14 protein-coding genes are annotated in these 15,879 nt (G+C 52.3%); 10 read left to right on the top strand and 4 right to left on the bottom strand.

Going from position 1 to position 15,879, the window contains the following annotated elements:
• Positions 1-252 precede the first annotated feature (252 nt).
• From EKN00_RS10295 to EKN00_RS10285, 3 genes are all read left to right on the top strand, one after another.
• On the top strand, positions 253-1,419 hold the full coding sequence (locus EKN00_RS10295; RefSeq protein ID WP_127850157.1) for a PIN/TRAM domain-containing protein: 1,167 nt from the start codon (positions 253-255) through the stop codon (positions 1,417-1,419).
• Between the two features lie 320 nt (positions 1,420-1,739).
• Positions 1,740-3,188, top strand: a complete 1,449-nt coding sequence (locus tag EKN00_RS10290; protein ID WP_127850156.1) for an amino acid permease — start codon at positions 1,740-1,742, stop codon at positions 3,186-3,188.
• Positions 3,189-3,340: 152 nt separating this feature from the next.
• A complete protein-coding gene (locus tag EKN00_RS10285) occupies positions 3,341-4,306 on the top strand; it encodes a 3'-5' exoribonuclease YhaM family protein (RefSeq protein ID WP_127850155.1) in 966 nt (321 codons plus the stop codon).
• Between the two features lie 546 nt (positions 4,307-4,852).
• Here EKN00_RS10285 and EKN00_RS10280 read toward each other — a convergent pair.
• From EKN00_RS10280 to EKN00_RS10270, 3 genes are all read right to left on the bottom strand, one after another.
• The gene (locus EKN00_RS10280; RefSeq protein WP_127850154.1) at positions 4,853-5,770 is read right to left on the bottom strand and encodes a peptidylprolyl isomerase; all 918 of its coding nucleotides are present in this window, start codon (positions 5,768-5,770) and stop codon (positions 4,853-4,855) included.
• Positions 5,771-5,962: 192 nt separating this feature from the next.
• Positions 5,963-6,373 (bottom strand): YtxH domain-containing protein, encoded by a 411-nt coding sequence (locus EKN00_RS10275; protein ID WP_127850153.1) that lies wholly within the window; start codon positions 6,371-6,373, stop codon positions 5,963-5,965.
• A 2-nt stretch (positions 6,374-6,375) separates the two neighbouring features.
• The gene (locus EKN00_RS10270) at positions 6,376-6,804 is read right to left on the bottom strand and encodes an HIT family protein (RefSeq protein ID WP_127850152.1); all 429 of its coding nucleotides are present in this window, start codon (positions 6,802-6,804) and stop codon (positions 6,376-6,378) included.
• A 137-nt stretch (positions 6,805-6,941) separates the two neighbouring features.
• On the opposite strand from EKN00_RS10270, the gene EKN00_RS10265 reads away from it, so the two are divergent.
• The 3 genes from EKN00_RS10265 to trmB all read left to right on the top strand — a co-directional run bounded on the left by EKN00_RS10265 (position 6,942) and on the right by trmB (position 9,637).
• Positions 6,942-7,676 carry an ABC transporter ATP-binding protein gene (locus EKN00_RS10265; RefSeq protein WP_127850151.1) on the top strand — a complete coding sequence of 245 codons (735 nt, stop codon included), beginning with the start codon at positions 6,942-6,944 and terminating at the stop codon, positions 7,674-7,676.
• A complete protein-coding gene (locus EKN00_RS10260; RefSeq protein WP_127850150.1) occupies positions 7,676-8,872 on the top strand; it encodes an ABC transporter permease in 1,197 nt (398 codons plus the stop codon). Before EKN00_RS10265 ends, EKN00_RS10260 begins: the two co-directional genes overlap by 1 nt.
• A gap of 126 nt (positions 8,873-8,998) precedes the next feature.
• A complete protein-coding gene (gene trmB, locus EKN00_RS10255; RefSeq protein WP_127850149.1) occupies positions 8,999-9,637 on the top strand; it encodes a tRNA (guanosine(46)-N7)-methyltransferase TrmB in 639 nt (212 codons plus the stop codon).
• A 42-nt stretch (positions 9,638-9,679) separates the two neighbouring features.
• Here the strand turns inward: trmB and EKN00_RS10250 are convergent, their stop codons facing one another.
• Complete coding sequence (locus tag EKN00_RS10250; RefSeq protein ID WP_127850148.1) at positions 9,680-9,994, bottom strand: hypothetical protein; 315 nt, start codon at positions 9,992-9,994, stop codon at positions 9,680-9,682.
• A 118-nt stretch (positions 9,995-10,112) separates the two neighbouring features.
• On the opposite strand from EKN00_RS10250, the gene ytpR reads away from it, so the two are divergent.
• From ytpR to murC, 4 genes are all read left to right on the top strand, one after another.
• A complete protein-coding gene (gene ytpR / locus EKN00_RS10245; RefSeq protein WP_127850147.1) occupies positions 10,113-10,745 on the top strand; it encodes a YtpR family tRNA-binding protein in 633 nt (210 codons plus the stop codon).
• A gap of 1,116 nt (positions 10,746-11,861) precedes the next feature.
• On the top strand, positions 11,862-13,676 hold the full coding sequence (locus EKN00_RS10240; protein WP_164848114.1) for a sensor domain-containing diguanylate cyclase: 1,815 nt from the start codon (positions 11,862-11,864) through the stop codon (positions 13,674-13,676).
• Between the two features lie 65 nt (positions 13,677-13,741).
• Positions 13,742-14,431, top strand: a complete 690-nt coding sequence (locus EKN00_RS10235) for a hypothetical protein (protein WP_127850145.1) — start codon at positions 13,742-13,744, stop codon at positions 14,429-14,431.
• A gap of 16 nt (positions 14,432-14,447) precedes the next feature.
• Positions 14,448-15,764 (top strand): UDP-N-acetylmuramate--L-alanine ligase, encoded by a 1,317-nt coding sequence (gene murC / locus EKN00_RS10230; RefSeq protein WP_127850144.1) that lies wholly within the window; start codon positions 14,448-14,450, stop codon positions 15,762-15,764.
• The last annotated feature ends 115 nt before the right edge of the window (positions 15,765-15,879 follow it).

The raw sequence follows: 15,879 nt of genomic DNA, 5'->3' as shown, positions 1-15,879 counted from the left end.
CCGCACGACTACGATGTCCAGAGCTGTAAAGGCGCTAAAGCGCCAACAGCTTCTGGCGACCGCGCACCGGCCCCGCCCAGGCGCGGCCCCTATACCACTCAGTACCCACCAAGTAAAAAGCACTGATGCTCGGACAGCGTAAACGCGTTGGATTTATGATTACTATTATTTTGTAAAATCATACAAAAGAACGGCCAAAAAATCCCCCGTAAGCGGTACAATTGGAGATATAAATTGTAAAGGAGGCAAAATATGCAAGAACGAGTTAAAAGAAGAATCGTGTTCGGGTTGTTCATTTTGATTGGTGTGTTTGCCGGAATTGGTATTCTGCCAGGGGTCTGGAGTCTAACCGGGCTTGCGGACAATCACATTATTAACAACTTTATTGTTGATGCCATAATTGGTGCAGTGGTCCTGCTCGTCATCGCCGCACTAACTGTTCACTGGATTCTCGATATTATTGCACGAGCTGAAAAGTCACTAAGTACTAAGTCAACTTCATATTTGCTGTTCGGTAGCTTATCGACCATTATCGGTCTTATTATTGCCACATTGATTTCGCAGCTATTATTCTCTAAGCTTCCGAGCGGTTTCTGGTCAACGGTTCCCCCAGTTATCCTGATGGTCATCTTTGGCTATCTGGGTTTTCGGGTTGGGACCACGCGTCGGCACGAATGGCGTCAGTTATTTATGTCATTGCGCAAAAATGATGACGCAACGCGGAAGAAGGAGGGTGTCAGCGATGACGCGCCCGACGTCACGGTTGCGGATCTGTCGGAGAACTTTCACAAGTACAAGATTCTGGATACGTCCGTCATTATTGATGGCCGGATTCAGACGCTGGCCCGCACTGGTTTTATTGAAGGAACACTGCTTGTGCCGAACTTTGTTGTGCATGAGTTGCAGCTGATTTCGGATTCCGCTGATGCGCTGAAGCGTGAACGGGGGCGTCGCGGTCTGGATATTTTGAACCAGATGCAAAAGGATATCCACATTCGGCTGGAAATGACTGATCGGGATTTTGAGGGCTCACGCGAAGTGGACGGAAAGTTGCTCAAGCTGGCCAAGGAAATTAACGGGATTGTTGTTTCCAATGACTACAACCTGGGTAAAGTTAGCAGGCTGCAGAATGTGCCAATCCTGAACATCAACGAACTGGCTAGTGCGCTGAAGGCTGAGGTTCTTCCGGGTGAGACGCTGTCGGTTAAGGTCGTTAAGGCCGGGACCGAGCGTCAGCAAGGGGTTGCTTACCTGCCTGAGGGGACCATGGTGGTTGTCGAAGACGGTCAGTACTACATGAACCAGCAGCTATCCGTTGTTGTTACGAGTTCGCTGCAGACCAACGCCGGCCGCATGATTTTCGCCCGGCCAGAACACAGTTCACAGGGTATTCGTAGTAAGGACAAAGAAGGCAAGTAGGCCTCAACCTATTTGCAAAAATTATAAAAGGAGCACCATAAGTGTGACGGAAAGGAATTTCCAACACATTTGTGGTGCTTTTTTATTTGCCCACAATTACCGCTACTGCTGCAATCGCGTTCTTGATTCACAGTATTTAAAGTTGCTTATGCCAACCTTTTTGTCTCAATTTGCACATTTTTGCCACATTGTATGTGCATTAGGGTGGGGCAACTTGGTATGATTAAATTAAGAAATGATAGCGCTTGCCCGGACCTGATGGGTGGATGTAATTGTCACCATTAGTCGGGCCTGATTTTTCAAAGAAAGAAGGGATACTTATGGCTGATCGTGCTAAGCAACTTCGGTGGTACAACGTTGCCCTCATCGCCTTTGTCGCGGTTTGGGGGCTTGGCAACGTCGTCAATAACTATGCACAGCAAGGATTATCAGTAATTACCTCGTGGATTCTGATTATGATTCTGTATTTCGTCCCTTATGCATTAATTGTTGGACAGCTTGGATCAACATTTAAGGATGCTAGTGGTGGGGTTTCCTCATGGATTAAACACACAAGCACCAAGCGGTTAGCGTACTATGCGGCGTGGACGTACTGGGTTGTCCACGTTCCGTACCTCGCGCAAAAGCCGCAGGGGATACTAATTGCCCTCAGCTGGTTGTTCAAGGGGAACGGCTCGTTCGTCAACACCGTGTCCTCAATGACGGTCTCGCTTATTTGTTTGGCACTGTTCCTGATCTTCCTGTGGGTCGCCGCGCGTGGACTTACCACCCTTAACCGCATTGGGAGTATTGCTGGTACCGCCATGTTTATTATGTCCATTTTGTTCATTATTCTAGCAGTATCGGCGCCACTCATGACCAAGGGTGCCCACGTGGCCACGCCGGATATGGGCAAACTCAGTACTTATCTGCCGAAGATGAACTTCAATTACTTCACCACGATTTCGATGCTGGTGTTTGCGGTTGGGGGTGCGGAAAAGATTTCGCCGTACGTTAACAACACGAAGAACGCGGCGAAGGAATTCCCACTGGGCATGTTGTGTCTCGCCGGCATGGTTGCGCTGTGTGCCATCCTTGGTTCGTTCGGGATGGGCATGCTCTTCAACAGCAATAATATTCCGCAAGACCTGATGGCAAACGGGGCGTACGAGGCGTTCGCCAAATTGGGCGGCTTCTACCACGTTGGTCCCGTGTTCGTGATTCTGTACGCGATTGCCAATACGATGGCGCAGATTTCGGCGCTGGCCTTTTCCATTGACGCACCACTTAAGATTATGCTTGGTGATGCCGACAAGGAATTCATTCCTAAGGGCCTGACCAAGGTCAACAAGCATGGCACGCCAATCAATGGTTACTACCTGACCGGGATTCTGGTTGGGATTTTGATTATCGTGCCCGCACTCGGTATTGGCAGCATGAATGAACTCTACAAGTGGCTGCTCAACCTGAACTCAATTGTGATGCCACTGCGTTACCTGTGGGTTTTCCTAGCCTTCTTCCTGCTGAGCAAGCACATGGACCGGTACCACTCAGAGTACATGTTCCTGAAGAACAAAACGGCCGGCATGATTGTGGGTGGCTGGTGTTTCCTCTTCACCGCGTTTGCCTGCATCATGGGTATGGTGCCCAAGCTTGATTACGGCGCCAACCCTGGTTCGTGGTGGTTCCAGTTCATCCTGAACGTCATCACCCCAATTGTCCTCATTGCACTGGGATTGATTCTGCCCGCAATTGCGCGGCACCAGAATCGGCAGGGCAGCAATGTCTAGTTGAAGCCAGACATTGCCATTTTCATTCGTTGAACCCATCGCGGGGCGAAAACAGGGTAATCACCTGCTTTCGCCCCGTTATTATTATGTTTCCGTTGCGGCAAGGTTTGGGGTAAAATAGAAGTTACTAGAGAAGTGGGGGAAAAGCCGCTATGCCAAAGCGTTTGTTCGATTACCAAAATGGTGACGACATCAAATTACCGGTATTAATCAAGTCCGCCGATGTTCGGTTGGCGAAAAATGGCAAGAAGTTTATTGCCTTTGTGTTCCAGGATAAGTCTGGCCACATCACGGGCATGATGTGGGACGCGTCCGCGGACGCAATTGCCCAGTTCAAGCCAGGAATGGTGGTTCAGCTTAACGGTAAGCGTGAGGTGTACCACGACAGTCCGCAAGTGAAGATATATAATCTCCGTCTTGCGACTCAGGAAGAGGGCGCGGACCCGAAGGCATTCATGGAACGCGCTCCGGAAGCGGCCAGCACGATGGAAGAAGAAATCGGCACCTTCGTCTTCGATATTCTGAACCCAAACTGGAACCGGATTGTGCGCCGGATTATGAACAATCACCACAACCAGTTCTTCAGCTACCCGGCCGCGAAGTCTAACCACCACGCAACGGAAGGTGGTCTGGCGTTCCACACGTTGAGCATTTTGCGTCTGGCCAAGCACATTGGTGAACAGTACCCAGGGATTAACACTTCCCTGCTGTACGCCGGCGCAATTCTGCACGACATGGGGAAGACCATTGAGCTTAGTGGCGCGGCCTCCACGGAGTACACGATTGAGGGGAATCTAATCGGCCACATCGTGCTGATTGATGAGGAAATCGTTAAGGCCTGCGACGCTTTGTCGATTGATCCTGGCGATGAAGACGTGATGATGCTCCGGCACATGGTTCTGGCCCACCACGGCCTGCTCGAATATGGCTCGCCAGTGCGCCCAGAGATTCTTGAAGCCGAAATTCTGCACGACCTCGACGAGCTGGATGCGTCAATTAACATGATGACCAACGCCCTGGCCCACACGCAACCGGGTGAATTCTCGGAGCGCTTGTTCGGGATGGACAATCGCCGGTTCTACAAGCCAGCCAAGCTGCAGCACTACACCAAAAAATAAGGATTACACAAAAGCCGGCCACTGCGCCGGTTTTTGTGTGCGGCGGATTTAGTTCATACGGTTAATCACGACTAGCATATTGACGCCATAAGATTTATATTCGTTATGACCGATTCAAAAACGGCGTATTTTTTGTTATTTCAACCAAAAATTGGCACAAAAAAGCCATCACCGGGCAGTGATGGCAATAAGGGGGATGTATCTGTTGGGAGTGTGATAACGGGATGAAACTCGGTTTCGTCGCTCCATGTCTTTAATATAGCAGAAGCGATTAAATTCGATTCTCAATATTGTATAGAAACTTTTGCATCTTTTGCAAAATCATAAATATTTTTAAATTTTGCGGATAAGCATACACTTTAGCTATTTTACTTTTAGCCTTATGCTCACAAAGGGCGGACAGCTGTTCCTGAACCTTGTGATTTTTTTGACAAATTAGCAATAAGTAAGCCAAATCTGGTCGATCGAACCACGCGCAGCGGAATCGTAACCAGTTGTGACCACAAAAAAAGTTTCGACCATCACTGGCCGAAACTTTTTTGTTGATTACTTGGAAGATGTGGTTGCGCTGGAAGAGTTAGAGCTGGAGCCGAGGTATGTGGAAAGCACATCCTTCAGGTCGTCGTCCTTAATCTTAACGTCAGCCTTGGTGAGAACCTTCTTGATGATTCCGTTCATAACGGTGGTATCGGATTCCCATGTGGTGTAAAGCTGCTTGGTCAAAGCTGCCTTAACGTCCTTGTCCGTAATCTTGCCCTTACCAGGGTTCTTGATCATGCGGATAACGTGGTAACCGTACGAAGTCTTGACTGGGGTCGTGGTGTATGTGCCCTGCTTGAGCTTGAAGGCAGCCTTCTTGAAGGTGCTGTCAAGCGTCGTGTCGGTGTTGTCGAATGCTGGCAGCTTCCCGCCATCGTTCTTCGTCCCGGTGTCAGTTGAGTTCTTCTTTGCCAGGCTGCTGAAGTTTGCCGTCGTGTTCTTCTTGGAGAGCTGGTCGATAATCTTCTGTGCTTCTGCCTTGGTCTTTACCAAGATGTGCTGAACCTGAACTTTTGGTTCGTAAGACTTGTACTGCTTCTTCAGCTGAGCGTTGGTTGGCTTCTTAAGGTCCTTCAGCGCAACTTCAGAAAGCAGGGAGGTCCGAATCTGATCCTTGAAGGAGGATTCAGTGTAACCGTTCTGGGTCAGCGTGGAGTCAAATGAGGAACCGTATTGCGACTTAACGCTGTTGAACTGTTTCTTCACCTTAGCGTCAGAAACCTTTTTCCCATATTGCTGGTCCAAAGCCTTCGCAACGATGAGACTCCGCAGTTCTTGTTGACCTGCAGAACTCTTCTTCATTGCGTCGTAGTATTCCTTCTGCGTAATCTTCTCGCCCTTCATGCTGGCAACCGTTGAACTGGAGCACCCAGCAAGGAGTACCGCAACGGCGAGGCCAGTGAAGCCCAAGATCCATTTCTTCATTTTGACACATCCTAATCTAATTTTTTCGCATTGCGAATCTGGTGTCTAATATAACACATCTAGCGCAGTGATGTGTTAATTCACACAACTTTCAAACTTCCTTCAATATTTCAAAGCGCGGCAATCTATTGTTATACAGCGAAAAACTGCTCGAAAACATACTGAAGGCAGCGCTTTGTCCGCTTTGTTTAATTACTTAGCGGCCGTTTCTGACTCGGAATCTGGTCCGACAGCCGGAGCGTCAGGTGCGGGGGTAGTTGTCTTTGTTGCTGCCAAATCCTCTGGCATCGCCGCACTAATGTGGGCCAGGCTTTCCTGAATCTTCGCAACATGGGGCGCCGACTTGAACTTGAAGTGTTCGACCGCGGTGTTGATGCCGTCTAGTGCGGGTTCGAGGTTGGTCGGGATGGTTTCCTGAAGCCGTGCCGCGGCGTTCTTGAAGTTGGCGCTGGCCCGCTGCAGGTGGTCAACGTCGGCCTTGGTGCCGCTCACCCAGTTTTTCAGGTCAGCTTGGTGCTGCTTGCCGGTTTTGGCGCTGGTTGCGAGGGCAAAGATTGTCCCGGCGAGCGCTCCGGTTAATACTCCACGCAGAAATCCTGCCATGATTAATCCTCCAGGGCGGCGCGAATCTTGGCCGCCACTTTTTCCAGACTTTCCGGCGTAGACTGGTCGGAGTGGTCGCCGAAGTGAATGGAGAAGTCATCAGCATCCGAGTAGCGAGGAATCAGGTGAATGTGGGAATGGAACACACTTTGGTAAGCAACTTCACCGTTGTTGTTGATGATGTTCATGCCGGTAATTGCCGGGTCACTGGCCTTGATTGCGCGGGCAATCTTGGGCAGGCGGGCGAACACGCGACTTGCCATGTCGGCGTCGTAGGCAAAGATATCCTTAACGTGCTTCTTGGGCACTAGAAGCGTGTGGCCTGGGGTTGCTTGGGACAGGTCGAGGAATGCCTTGACCTCGTCGTCTTCATAAATCGTCGTGCTGGGAATTTCACCCGCAATAATTTTACAAAAAATACAGTCAGTCATAGATTGTAAGCCCCTTTCAGCATCTGCTTTGTTCTGTCATTATGGTATCATATTCTAGGTATTAAAAAACTGCGGAAACCGTCTATGCGCCTGATTTTTCGCGCCAAGTGCACGGTTTAATGATGGGAAGTAAAAATATGAGTTTAGAAATTAACGCGCTGTCCGGTGGTTACGGGCAGGTGCCAGTTCTGCACGATGTGACTTTTTCCGTCCCGGACGGCCAGGTTGTGGGGTTAATTGGCCTGAATGGTGCGGGTAAATCCACCACAATCAAACACATTATTGGGCTCTTAAAGCCGCGGTCCGGCAGCATCAAGGTCGGTGGCGTGACGCTGGCTTCGGACGAGAATACTTATCGGCAGAATTTGGCCTATGTGCCGGAAACGCCGGTACTGTACCCCGACCTGACGCTGCGCGAACACCTGGAACTGACCATGATGGCGTACGGTCTTGACCAGAAGCAGGCGTTGGCGGATCTGGAGCCGATGCTAGAAAAATTCCGGCTCCAAAACAAGCTGAACTGGTTCCCGGATAACTTCTCAAAGGGGATGAATCAGAAGGTGATGATTGCCTCCGCGTTCATGACCCACGCCAAGTTGTTCATTATCGATGAACCGTTCACCGGGCTGGACCCCCTTGCCATTCACGACCTACTTGATTTAGTGCGGGTCAAAAAGGCGGAGGGGGCGAGTGTACTGATGTCCACCCACGTCCTCGCTACGGCCGAAACGGCGGCGGATTCCTTCGTGCTGCTGGGCGACGGTCAGGTGAAGGCAACCGGCACGCTGGATGAGTTGCGCGCGAAGTTACACATTGCGGATGCCAGTCTTGACGATATTTACATGGCCATGACGGGCGAGGAGGGGCGCTAATGGATAAGCTGTGGCAAACACGGCTGCGGCGCCACCAGAAAAACCAGGCAAAGTATCTGCAGCGCGTGTTCAATGATCATTTTGTACTAGTCCTGCTCGTCATGTTTGGGGCGTTACTCTATGCCTACAGCAATTTCGTTCGGGGCATCGTTGGTCGGCCCATCTGGGTGAGCCCGGTTGTCGCGCTAATTTGTGCGGCGACCATTCCCCTCGGCCGGCTGGCAACCCTGTTTGTGCCCGCGGACGCCACCTTCCTCTTGCCGCAAGCGGGTAAGATGCGGGGCTATTTGAACCAAGCCCGGCGTTACAGCATGATGTTGCCGGCAGTTGTGCAACTGGCCGTCAGCATCGCCGTCTGGCCCCTCATGACGGTTGGCGGTAATCCGAACGTCGCCCTCATGGTGGCATTAATTATTCTGCAGCTCACGGTTGCGTACGCGAACATGTCGGTGCAACTCACCAGCATCTTCGTTCCCCGCTGGTCACGCGTGCGCGTGTGGCTTGTTGCCGGGGATTTTGTCATTGTCCTTCTCGGGCTGACCACGTGGTTTCTGCCGGTAGCACTGCTTGGGGTGATTCTGGCCGCTGGGGTGACGTACAGAACCGTTGCCGCGCGTAATCGGGCGCAACTGGATCTGCTGACGGCCATTAAACGCGAAGGAGCCCGCATGGCAACCATTTACCGGTTCTACAACCTGTTTACCGACGTGCCGGGCCTTGGTGGGGGCGTGCGCCGGCGTCTGTACCTGGATTTTTTGGTGAACAAGGTGCGTCCCGTTCAGGGCAACACCTGGATGTACCTGCTGGTGCGCGGCTTGCTGCGAAGTCAGGAATACTTCGGGTTGTGCGTGCGGCTGATAATCGTCGGGATGATTGCGACCTGGCTGTGTCCAACCTGGTGGCTAGCGCTGCTCGTGAATGCGGGCTTTAGCTACCTGCTGGGCTACCAGCTGCTGCCGCTGGCCACGCGGTACCGCGACGTCGTTTTCACCCACATTTATCCAGTTGATCCGGCCTTGCGCAAACAGGCGTGGTCGAAACTCGTCACGATTGTATTGCTGGTGCAGGCTGTTCTTCTGGGCTTAACGGCAATCGTGCACGTGCCGGAACTGATGAGCGCGGCCGCATTGTTATTAGGCTGCATCTTTGTGCCGGTGCTGGTACGGGGGTATTTGACCAGGCGGATTGCGGACTAGGCTGGTTGCGTTTTGCAGACATTTCCTATATATTAGTAAGCTGGACTGACGAAATTAAACAGAAGCGGTAAACCGCAAATCAAAACGGATTCGGGCGTTGCGGTCTGAATCGTTTAGGAGATATTGATGAGACTTCGAAATAAATCGTGGGCAAAGCCACTTATTGAGGCGCACCCAGACATGATTACCGTGACACCGTTGGGGATGCAGGGCAAATGGCAGGAACGTTTTGCCCAGAACCAGCCACTGATGCTGGAAGTGGGTTCGGGTAAGGGCAAGTTCATTACCGAAATGGCGGCTGCCCACCCAGAACTGAACTTTATCGCGCTTGAACTACAGGAAGTTGCCATTGCGTACGTCCTGCGCAAACAGGTTGAGCTAGAATTGCCTAACCTGCAGCTGATTCTTGGTGACGGCGCCAATTTGACCGAGTACTTTGCACCCGCAGAAGTGACGGGGGTCTACCTGAACTTCTCCGATCCGTGGCCTAAGACGCGGCATGAAAAACGCCGCCTGACGTACAAGTCGTTCTTGGACCAGTACAAGGCAATCATGCACAAGGATGGGGTCTTGCAGTTTAAGACCGATAATCAGGGTTTGTTCGAATATTCCCTCGTTAGCATGAACAACTACGGGATGAAGTTCGACATGGTGAGCCTTGACCTGCACAACGACGCGCGGGTGGTTGACAACATCGAGACCGAGTACGAACACAAATTTAGTAGCCGCGGCGGCCGCATCTATCAGCTGGTTGCCCGGTATTAAAAAAAGGCCCCGTGCATTCGCACAGGACCGGGTGGGGCATTATTAGTCAAAATTAGTGGCACTGATTGTTCGCTTGATCTGGTTGGTCGCCTCGATGTACTGGAAGGGCAGAATCGCACGTTTACCGTCCCGGTTGATGATGACGCCGCCGTTGTAGTGGGCAATTCCGTCGCTACCGAAAACGGGTGTGTGATCAAGAAAGCTCCCCAAAACGGGGTGGCTTGTCTGGGCCTTGGCCGTGGCTAATGCCTTGCGCATGTTCGCGGCGTGGACCAACTTCGCGCGGGTTAAGCACGCGCCGGCAATGACTGCGGCGGTCGCTGTGATTGCGTACGCTGCTACTTTTGATTTTTGCATATACTCGCCTCGTTTCATTATGTAGTATACCGAATCGAGCTCAAATTGGAACCTTTGCGTGTGTATTAAAATATTAGGCACACGCAATTTGTTATTTATGAAAGGATTGTTCGACAAAATGTTGATTACTAGTTACAACCCAGATGCTCTTGGAGACACGCTTATTGCAGTTGTTGCACAGGATGAGGATAAGCAGACCAGCAAGCAAACTGGTGATGTGGTTGTTATCACGGGTGCCTCTGGTCAGTTGCTCGGCGTTAACTTCTATAACGTCAGCAAGGTGCTTGGCGAAATCAGCGCTCGCGGCCAAGTCTTTTTGGACGCAGAGCAGGTGGCCAAGTTGAACGGGGCTCTTGCTGCTGCCGGATTTGCGGAACAGCTTGAAGCAGACGCAACGCCGAAGTTTGTTATCGGGGTAGTGACTGAATTTGTTGCCCACCCCGATTCTGACCACCTGCACGTGACGCAGGTTGATCTCGGCGGCTACACGAAGCAGATTATCTGCGGCGCACCAAACGCAGCGCTCGGTCAGCACGTTGTTGCGGCACTTCCTGGCGCAATGATGCCAGACGGGAAGATTATCTGGCCTGGTGCTTTGCGCGGGGTTGATAGCTATGGGATGCTCTGCTCCGCCCGCGAGCTGGCTCTGCCGAACGCACCCCAGAAGCGTGGGATCCTGGTTCTGCCAGATTCCGTTCCTGCTGGGACACCGTTCGACTTCGACAAGGCCGCTTCCTTCTTGGCTAAGTAGTTTCGGTGGTAGTAGGTACTGAGTGGTATAGGGACCGCGACTGGGCGGGGCCGGTGCGCGTTCCGTGCGGCTGGGATTTTCCGTGCGGCCGGTTGAAGCCCCAAGTTCGGGGTCTTCAACCTAAAAATTGAGCCCCGCATGCCCGTTCTTCGGGTTACAAACTTAATATGTATTGTTAAGACCTGTTGGAAAGCTTTGCTCTTCCTAGCGGGTCTTAATTTTTGCCGGCTATGGTGTGGAGAAGCCCAATGCAAAAACCGCATTGGTCTTCTCTCACCATAGCTTTCACAGGAAAATCCCAGCCGCGCTACACGCGCACCGGCCCCTCCCAGTCGCTACAACCCGGTTAAAAGAAAGTCTTACCGAGGCTTTTACAGAACAGAAAGCATTTCACCCTCGAGTGGCTAGTCCACCGCTGTTCAGTACCCGAAAATGACTGAGCTGTTGACTATTATCGAGCGGAGCGTTGTGGGGTTTGGCCGGAGGATCCGGGCTGGGCTTCGGGTGTGCTGCCCAGCTGTGGCAACAGTAAAACCTGGGATGACTGGCGGGTTTTGCTAGGCATCTCAGGTTTTACTGAGGGAAAAATTTAGATTTGTGTGAGGAGCCGTCAGGATTTAGGCATGAGATAGAGACTTCGATCACATACCAAACATCGTACGAGTTGGACTCAGGTTGCGACGATGCAAAGCTAAATTTTTAGTCTGGAGACGGCGCTTTTCCGGCTCCAGACGACCGCCACAGCGACCACGGCGAAGCACACCCGAGGCCCAGCCCGGACCCGGAGGCCGAACCCCACAACGCGGAGCCCCCACTGGTATACCTAGACCAAGAGCTGACGCTGCCGGACAGTGACAGTGGGGTTGACGACTTTCGGCGCTATTTATTTTGCCAGACTTCTGGGATGAGGCAAATTGTTATGTTTTGGCAGCTAATGGGGCGCCAGTCTAGCGTTGCGTGGGACGGATGTTATTGATTGGGCAACAACAGTTCATCGAAATGTAATCGGAACCATTAATTATAATGAAAAGCGTTTTCAAATGTGCTAAATTGGTCCTTATAAGATTATTTGTGGGCGGCCGGGGAACTGCTCACGGAATCTGTGGGGGAATTTTTATGGTTTCAGGGAGTGCGTTATGGGACATTTCGGTCACTGAAGCGATGGTGGCCTTTTTCTTCACTGCGGGTTTTGTCGCAGTCTATACATATGCTTGGCATCGGGGGCAGACGCTGAAAAGTGCCACCTACCGCTTTATTTGGCGTGCCGCGGTGGTTGCGCTCACGATGGTCGTGACCACGCTCATGGCCTTTGATGCTCACGCCGGCCGAATTGCGCCCATTTTTAACGTTGTCGCTTTGTTTGTCGTCACCTACCAATTATTTGATGATGGGGTGACGAATGTTGAATACCTACTGCGCAATTTGGGCGTGGTACTGGTTTGGTTTGCTTACCACCAGGGCAACTGGAACGATGGCGGGTTTATGGTGTCGCTGCTCGTGCTGGTGTTGGTGCTGCCGATTATTTGGTGGCAACACGATACCGTGCATTACCAGTTCGGTGCGTTCATGGCGGTGCAGGTGACCATTGGGACCGCGTTTTGGCTGACGGTTCCCGGGCACATTGGCGCGGTTAATCTAGATTATGCTAAACGGCTTTTTGCCATCGGGATGTTTCTGATTATGGACGCGCTCGCCTATATTTACAGTGCGGCGCTGCACCGGGAAGAGGTGCAAAGGCGGACCATGACGCGGCTGGCAAACGTGGACACGTTGACGAACGCAAAAACGTACTCAATGTATCAGCGTGAAGTCAGTGACTACTTTGCGGCCGCCCGCGCAAGTGAAACGCCGCTGACGCTCGCCGCCCTCGATATCGACCGGTTCAAGCAGGTAAATGATCACTACGGCCACTTGGCGGGAAATGCCGTGCTTGTGGGGGTGGCTTCGCTGCTGGACGAAATTCTGGCGAAAAAGGGATTGCCTTATCAGTTGTATCGGACCGGCGGCGAGGAGTTCAACATCGTCTTTCCCGGTAACACCCCCGGTGAGGTGGTTCCGGTTGTTGAGGCGTGCATGGGCGCGGTGCGCAACAACCCGTTTATTTTCCACAAACAACGCATTGAAGTTACCATTTCCGTCGGGGTGACCTCCGTGATGCCATCCGACCGCAGCATTGATGATACGTACAAGCGTGCCGATGATAATTTGTACCGTAGCAAGCGCAACGGTCGGGACACGCTCACCGTTGCCGGACATTCAAGCAAGCGGCGCCGGGACCGGACGATGATTGCTACGTACGCGTTTTACGTTCAGCCAATCCTCTGCGTGGAAGACGGCAGTGTTGCCGGGGCGGAAATTCGCACCCAGTACTTCGATCACGATTTTGACCGGTGGCGCCACAACGTTGATTTTCGCCCAGACGTTCAATCACTGCGCAGCATTCTCGCCCGCGGTGTGGAAACCAGCAGTTGGCCGTCGCTGAACGTGAACCTGACCGCAACCGAACTGGCCAATTCTGCAGTGGTGGACATGCTCATTGACTTCAAGGACAAGAGCCAGCGACTGCAGGCGTTAACCGTCGAATTAGAGCAGGGTCTGCCGCTCACCGATTTCATTCCGATTAGTCGCCGTCTTCATCACGCCGGTATCCACATCGTGCTGGACCGACTTGGCGGTGATGGCAGTCAAAAGGTGGTTGCGCCGCTGTTTGATTACGTTGATGGATTGAAGCTGACACTCGAGGTTATCCCGAACCGTGACGACAATCTCGTGGTGACGCAGCGCATTCGGTTGTGGTCAAGCATCGCGCAGCAGCACAACCTGAAACTGATTGTCACTGACGTCGAACGGAACACCGACGTGGAAGCCGCCACGCAGGCACATGCGTTTGCAATGCAGGGCTTTTATTTTGGTCGGCCAAACCTGCTCTAAGCCTCGAACTTTCGGCTGAATGTGCTATCATAGTAACCAAGACTAAGCGAGGGGAGTTGCAGTAAATGGAGCGTTATGATGGCCCCGTTTTTCGCACTGACGATAACAAAAGTGCGGTACCAGCACCAAAAAGTTCTGCCCCGCGGCCCAAGACTTCGGAATCTGAACCAACATACCATTCAGTTGACCCGATGTCCCAGTTTGTGACACCGCCAAGTTACGCTCCGCGGCGGGTTAAGCCGGCAATTGATTACCGCAAGTTGCGGGCCCGCATGGCGCGGGATGATGCCGCGGTGTACCTGCTGGCAACGGATGCGGATGCAGATGTTCCGTTTGCGGATTCTGCTAGCACCCAAAGCGTTGAGCAAGCTGCGGCGCGACCAGAAGCGACTGAATCGTTGACAGCACCAGCGACCAAAAGTGATGCAGCAACGAAGCGCGGCGGCAGACAAAAGCAGGTAGATGGTTCCGCTGCGACACCGGAAATCGTCGACGCGCCAGTAGTTGCGGACGATATTTTGGCTGAAGCTGCGGACGCGGAGGAGACAGAACATATCCCCGCAACGTTGACCGAATTGGCTGAGCGGGGTAGAATTCAATCCCGACAGGGTGCATCAACCAAGAAGAAGCCTGTTGGTCAAAAACGAAATGTGCAGCGGCTGCTCCGTGGCGGAACACGGCCTAATCGCCTGAATATCCACCAAGCGTACGCACAGTTCAAGTCCAGCCAGACTGGGCAAAAAGGGCACCACTAGAAAGAGGAATTGGTTTATGACTGAAGAAATTGACTATTTTATCGGGATTAAGGGTTCAGGGATGAGTGCACTCGCGCTCATCTTGCACGATTTGGGGCACAAGGTTCTTGGGAGCGACATTACCCAGTACACCTTCACTCAGCGTGGATTGGAACAGGCAAACATTGAAACACTGCCATTTTCTGCTGACAACATTAAGCCTGGTTACACAATTATTGCCGGTAACAGTTTTACTGACGAACACCCAGAAATCGTTCGGGCAAAGGAACTTGGCCTGACGATTTACCGTTACCACGAATACTTGGGTAAGCTGATCCAAAACTACACGAGCATTGGTGTTGCGGGCGCGCACGGCAAGACCAGCACAACGGGACTGCTGTCCCACACGCTTGGCGGCGTAGCGAAGACGAGTTACCTGATTGGTGATGGTAGCGGGAAGGGTGAACCTGATTCCCAGTTCTTCGTGTTTGAGGCTGATGAATATCGCCGTCACTTCCTGGCTTACAGTCCCGATTACATCATCATGACCAACATCGATTTTGACCACCCTGATTACTACACCGGAATTGAAGATGTGTACGATGCCTTCGAAACCGAAGCAAAGCAGGTTAAAAAGGCCATTTTCGCATGGGGCGATGACCCATGGTTGCGTAAACTCAAGGTTGACGTCCCAGTTTACTACTACGGTACCGGGGACAAGGATGACTTCATCGCGAAGAACGTCGTGCGCAACACGAAGGGGTCTGAATTTGACGCCTACTTCCACGACGAACTGATTGGCCACTTCATGGTGCCACTCTTCGGGGAACACAGTGTGCTGAACGCCCTGGCCGTGGTCGCAGTTGCCTACGCCGAAAAGCTCCAACCAGAGCTGATTGCTAAGGAACTGGCCACCTTTGATGGGGTTAAGCGGCGTTTCTCCGAGACGAAGGTTGCTGACATGACCATTGTTGATGACTACGCGCACCACCCAAGTGAAATTGACGCAACGCTTGATGCTGCGCGGCAGAAATACCCAGACAAGCAGATTATCGCGGTATTCCAGCCACACACCTACAGCCGGACGATTGCGTACCTCGATGAATTCGCCGAAAGTCTGAACAAGGCCGATGTTGTTTTCCTGACCGACATCTTCAGTTCCGCGCGTGAACAAAGCGGGAGCGTCAGTTCCGAAGATCTGGGCGCGAAGATTAGCCACGGCGGCACGGTCATCAAGCTCGACAACATGGAACCACTGCTCGAATACAAGGACGCAGTTGTCGTCTTCATGGGCGCCGGCGATATCCAAAAGTACGAACGCGCATACAAGGCCCTGCTGCAGCTGCGGAAGTAGTTAATCACTGAGCTAGACCTGTGGGGGGCTCCGCGCTCTGGGGTTTGGCCTCCGGGTCCGGGCTGGGCCTCGGGTGTGCTTCGCCGTGGTCGCTGTGGCGGTCGTCTGGAGCCGG

It is taken from the genome of Lacticaseibacillus hulanensis, from assembly GCF_004010095.1.
GTDB classification, from domain to species: domain Bacteria; phylum Bacillota; class Bacilli; order Lactobacillales; family Lactobacillaceae; genus Lacticaseibacillus; species Lacticaseibacillus hulanensis.
The sequence above is the reverse complement of the archived record's forward strand: the minus strand, read 5'-3'. Positions and strand labels throughout refer to the sequence as shown.

What these genes read in the sequence shown, in the direction of transcription:
- EKN00_RS10240 (WP_164848114.1), top strand. Translation starts at nt 11,862, where the DNA reads ATGGTTTCAGGGAGTGCGTTATGGGACATTTCGGTCACTGAAGCGATG.
- EKN00_RS10250 (WP_127850148.1), bottom strand. Translation starts at nt 9,994, where the DNA reads ATGCAAAAATCAAAAGTAGCAGCGTACGCAATCACAGCGACCGCCGCA.
- EKN00_RS10285 (WP_127850155.1), top strand. Translation starts at nt 3,341, where the DNA reads ATGCCAAAGCGTTTGTTCGATTACCAAAATGGTGACGACATCAAATTA.
- EKN00_RS10235 (WP_127850145.1), top strand. Translation starts at nt 13,742, where the DNA reads ATGGAGCGTTATGATGGCCCCGTTTTTCGCACTGACGATAACAAAAGT.
- EKN00_RS10295 (WP_127850157.1), top strand. Translation starts at nt 253, where the DNA reads ATGCAAGAACGAGTTAAAAGAAGAATCGTGTTCGGGTTGTTCATTTTG.
- murC (WP_127850144.1), top strand. Translation starts at nt 14,448, where the DNA reads ATGACTGAAGAAATTGACTATTTTATCGGGATTAAGGGTTCAGGGATG.
- EKN00_RS10290 (WP_127850156.1), top strand. Translation starts at nt 1,740, where the DNA reads ATGGCTGATCGTGCTAAGCAACTTCGGTGGTACAACGTTGCCCTCATC.
- trmB (WP_127850149.1), top strand. Translation starts at nt 8,999, where the DNA reads ATGAGACTTCGAAATAAATCGTGGGCAAAGCCACTTATTGAGGCGCAC.
- EKN00_RS10270 (WP_127850152.1), bottom strand. Translation starts at nt 6,804, where the DNA reads ATGACTGACTGTATTTTTTGTAAAATTATTGCGGGTGAAATTCCCAGC.
- EKN00_RS10275 (WP_127850153.1), bottom strand. Translation starts at nt 6,373, where the DNA reads ATGGCAGGATTTCTGCGTGGAGTATTAACCGGAGCGCTCGCCGGGACA.
- EKN00_RS10280 (WP_127850154.1), bottom strand. Translation starts at nt 5,770, where the DNA reads ATGAAGAAATGGATCTTGGGCTTCACTGGCCTCGCCGTTGCGGTACTC.
- ytpR (WP_127850147.1), top strand. Translation starts at nt 10,113, where the DNA reads ATGTTGATTACTAGTTACAACCCAGATGCTCTTGGAGACACGCTTATT.
- EKN00_RS10260 (WP_127850150.1), top strand. Translation starts at nt 7,676, where the DNA reads ATGGATAAGCTGTGGCAAACACGGCTGCGGCGCCACCAGAAAAACCAG.
- EKN00_RS10265 (WP_127850151.1), top strand. Translation starts at nt 6,942, where the DNA reads ATGAGTTTAGAAATTAACGCGCTGTCCGGTGGTTACGGGCAGGTGCCA.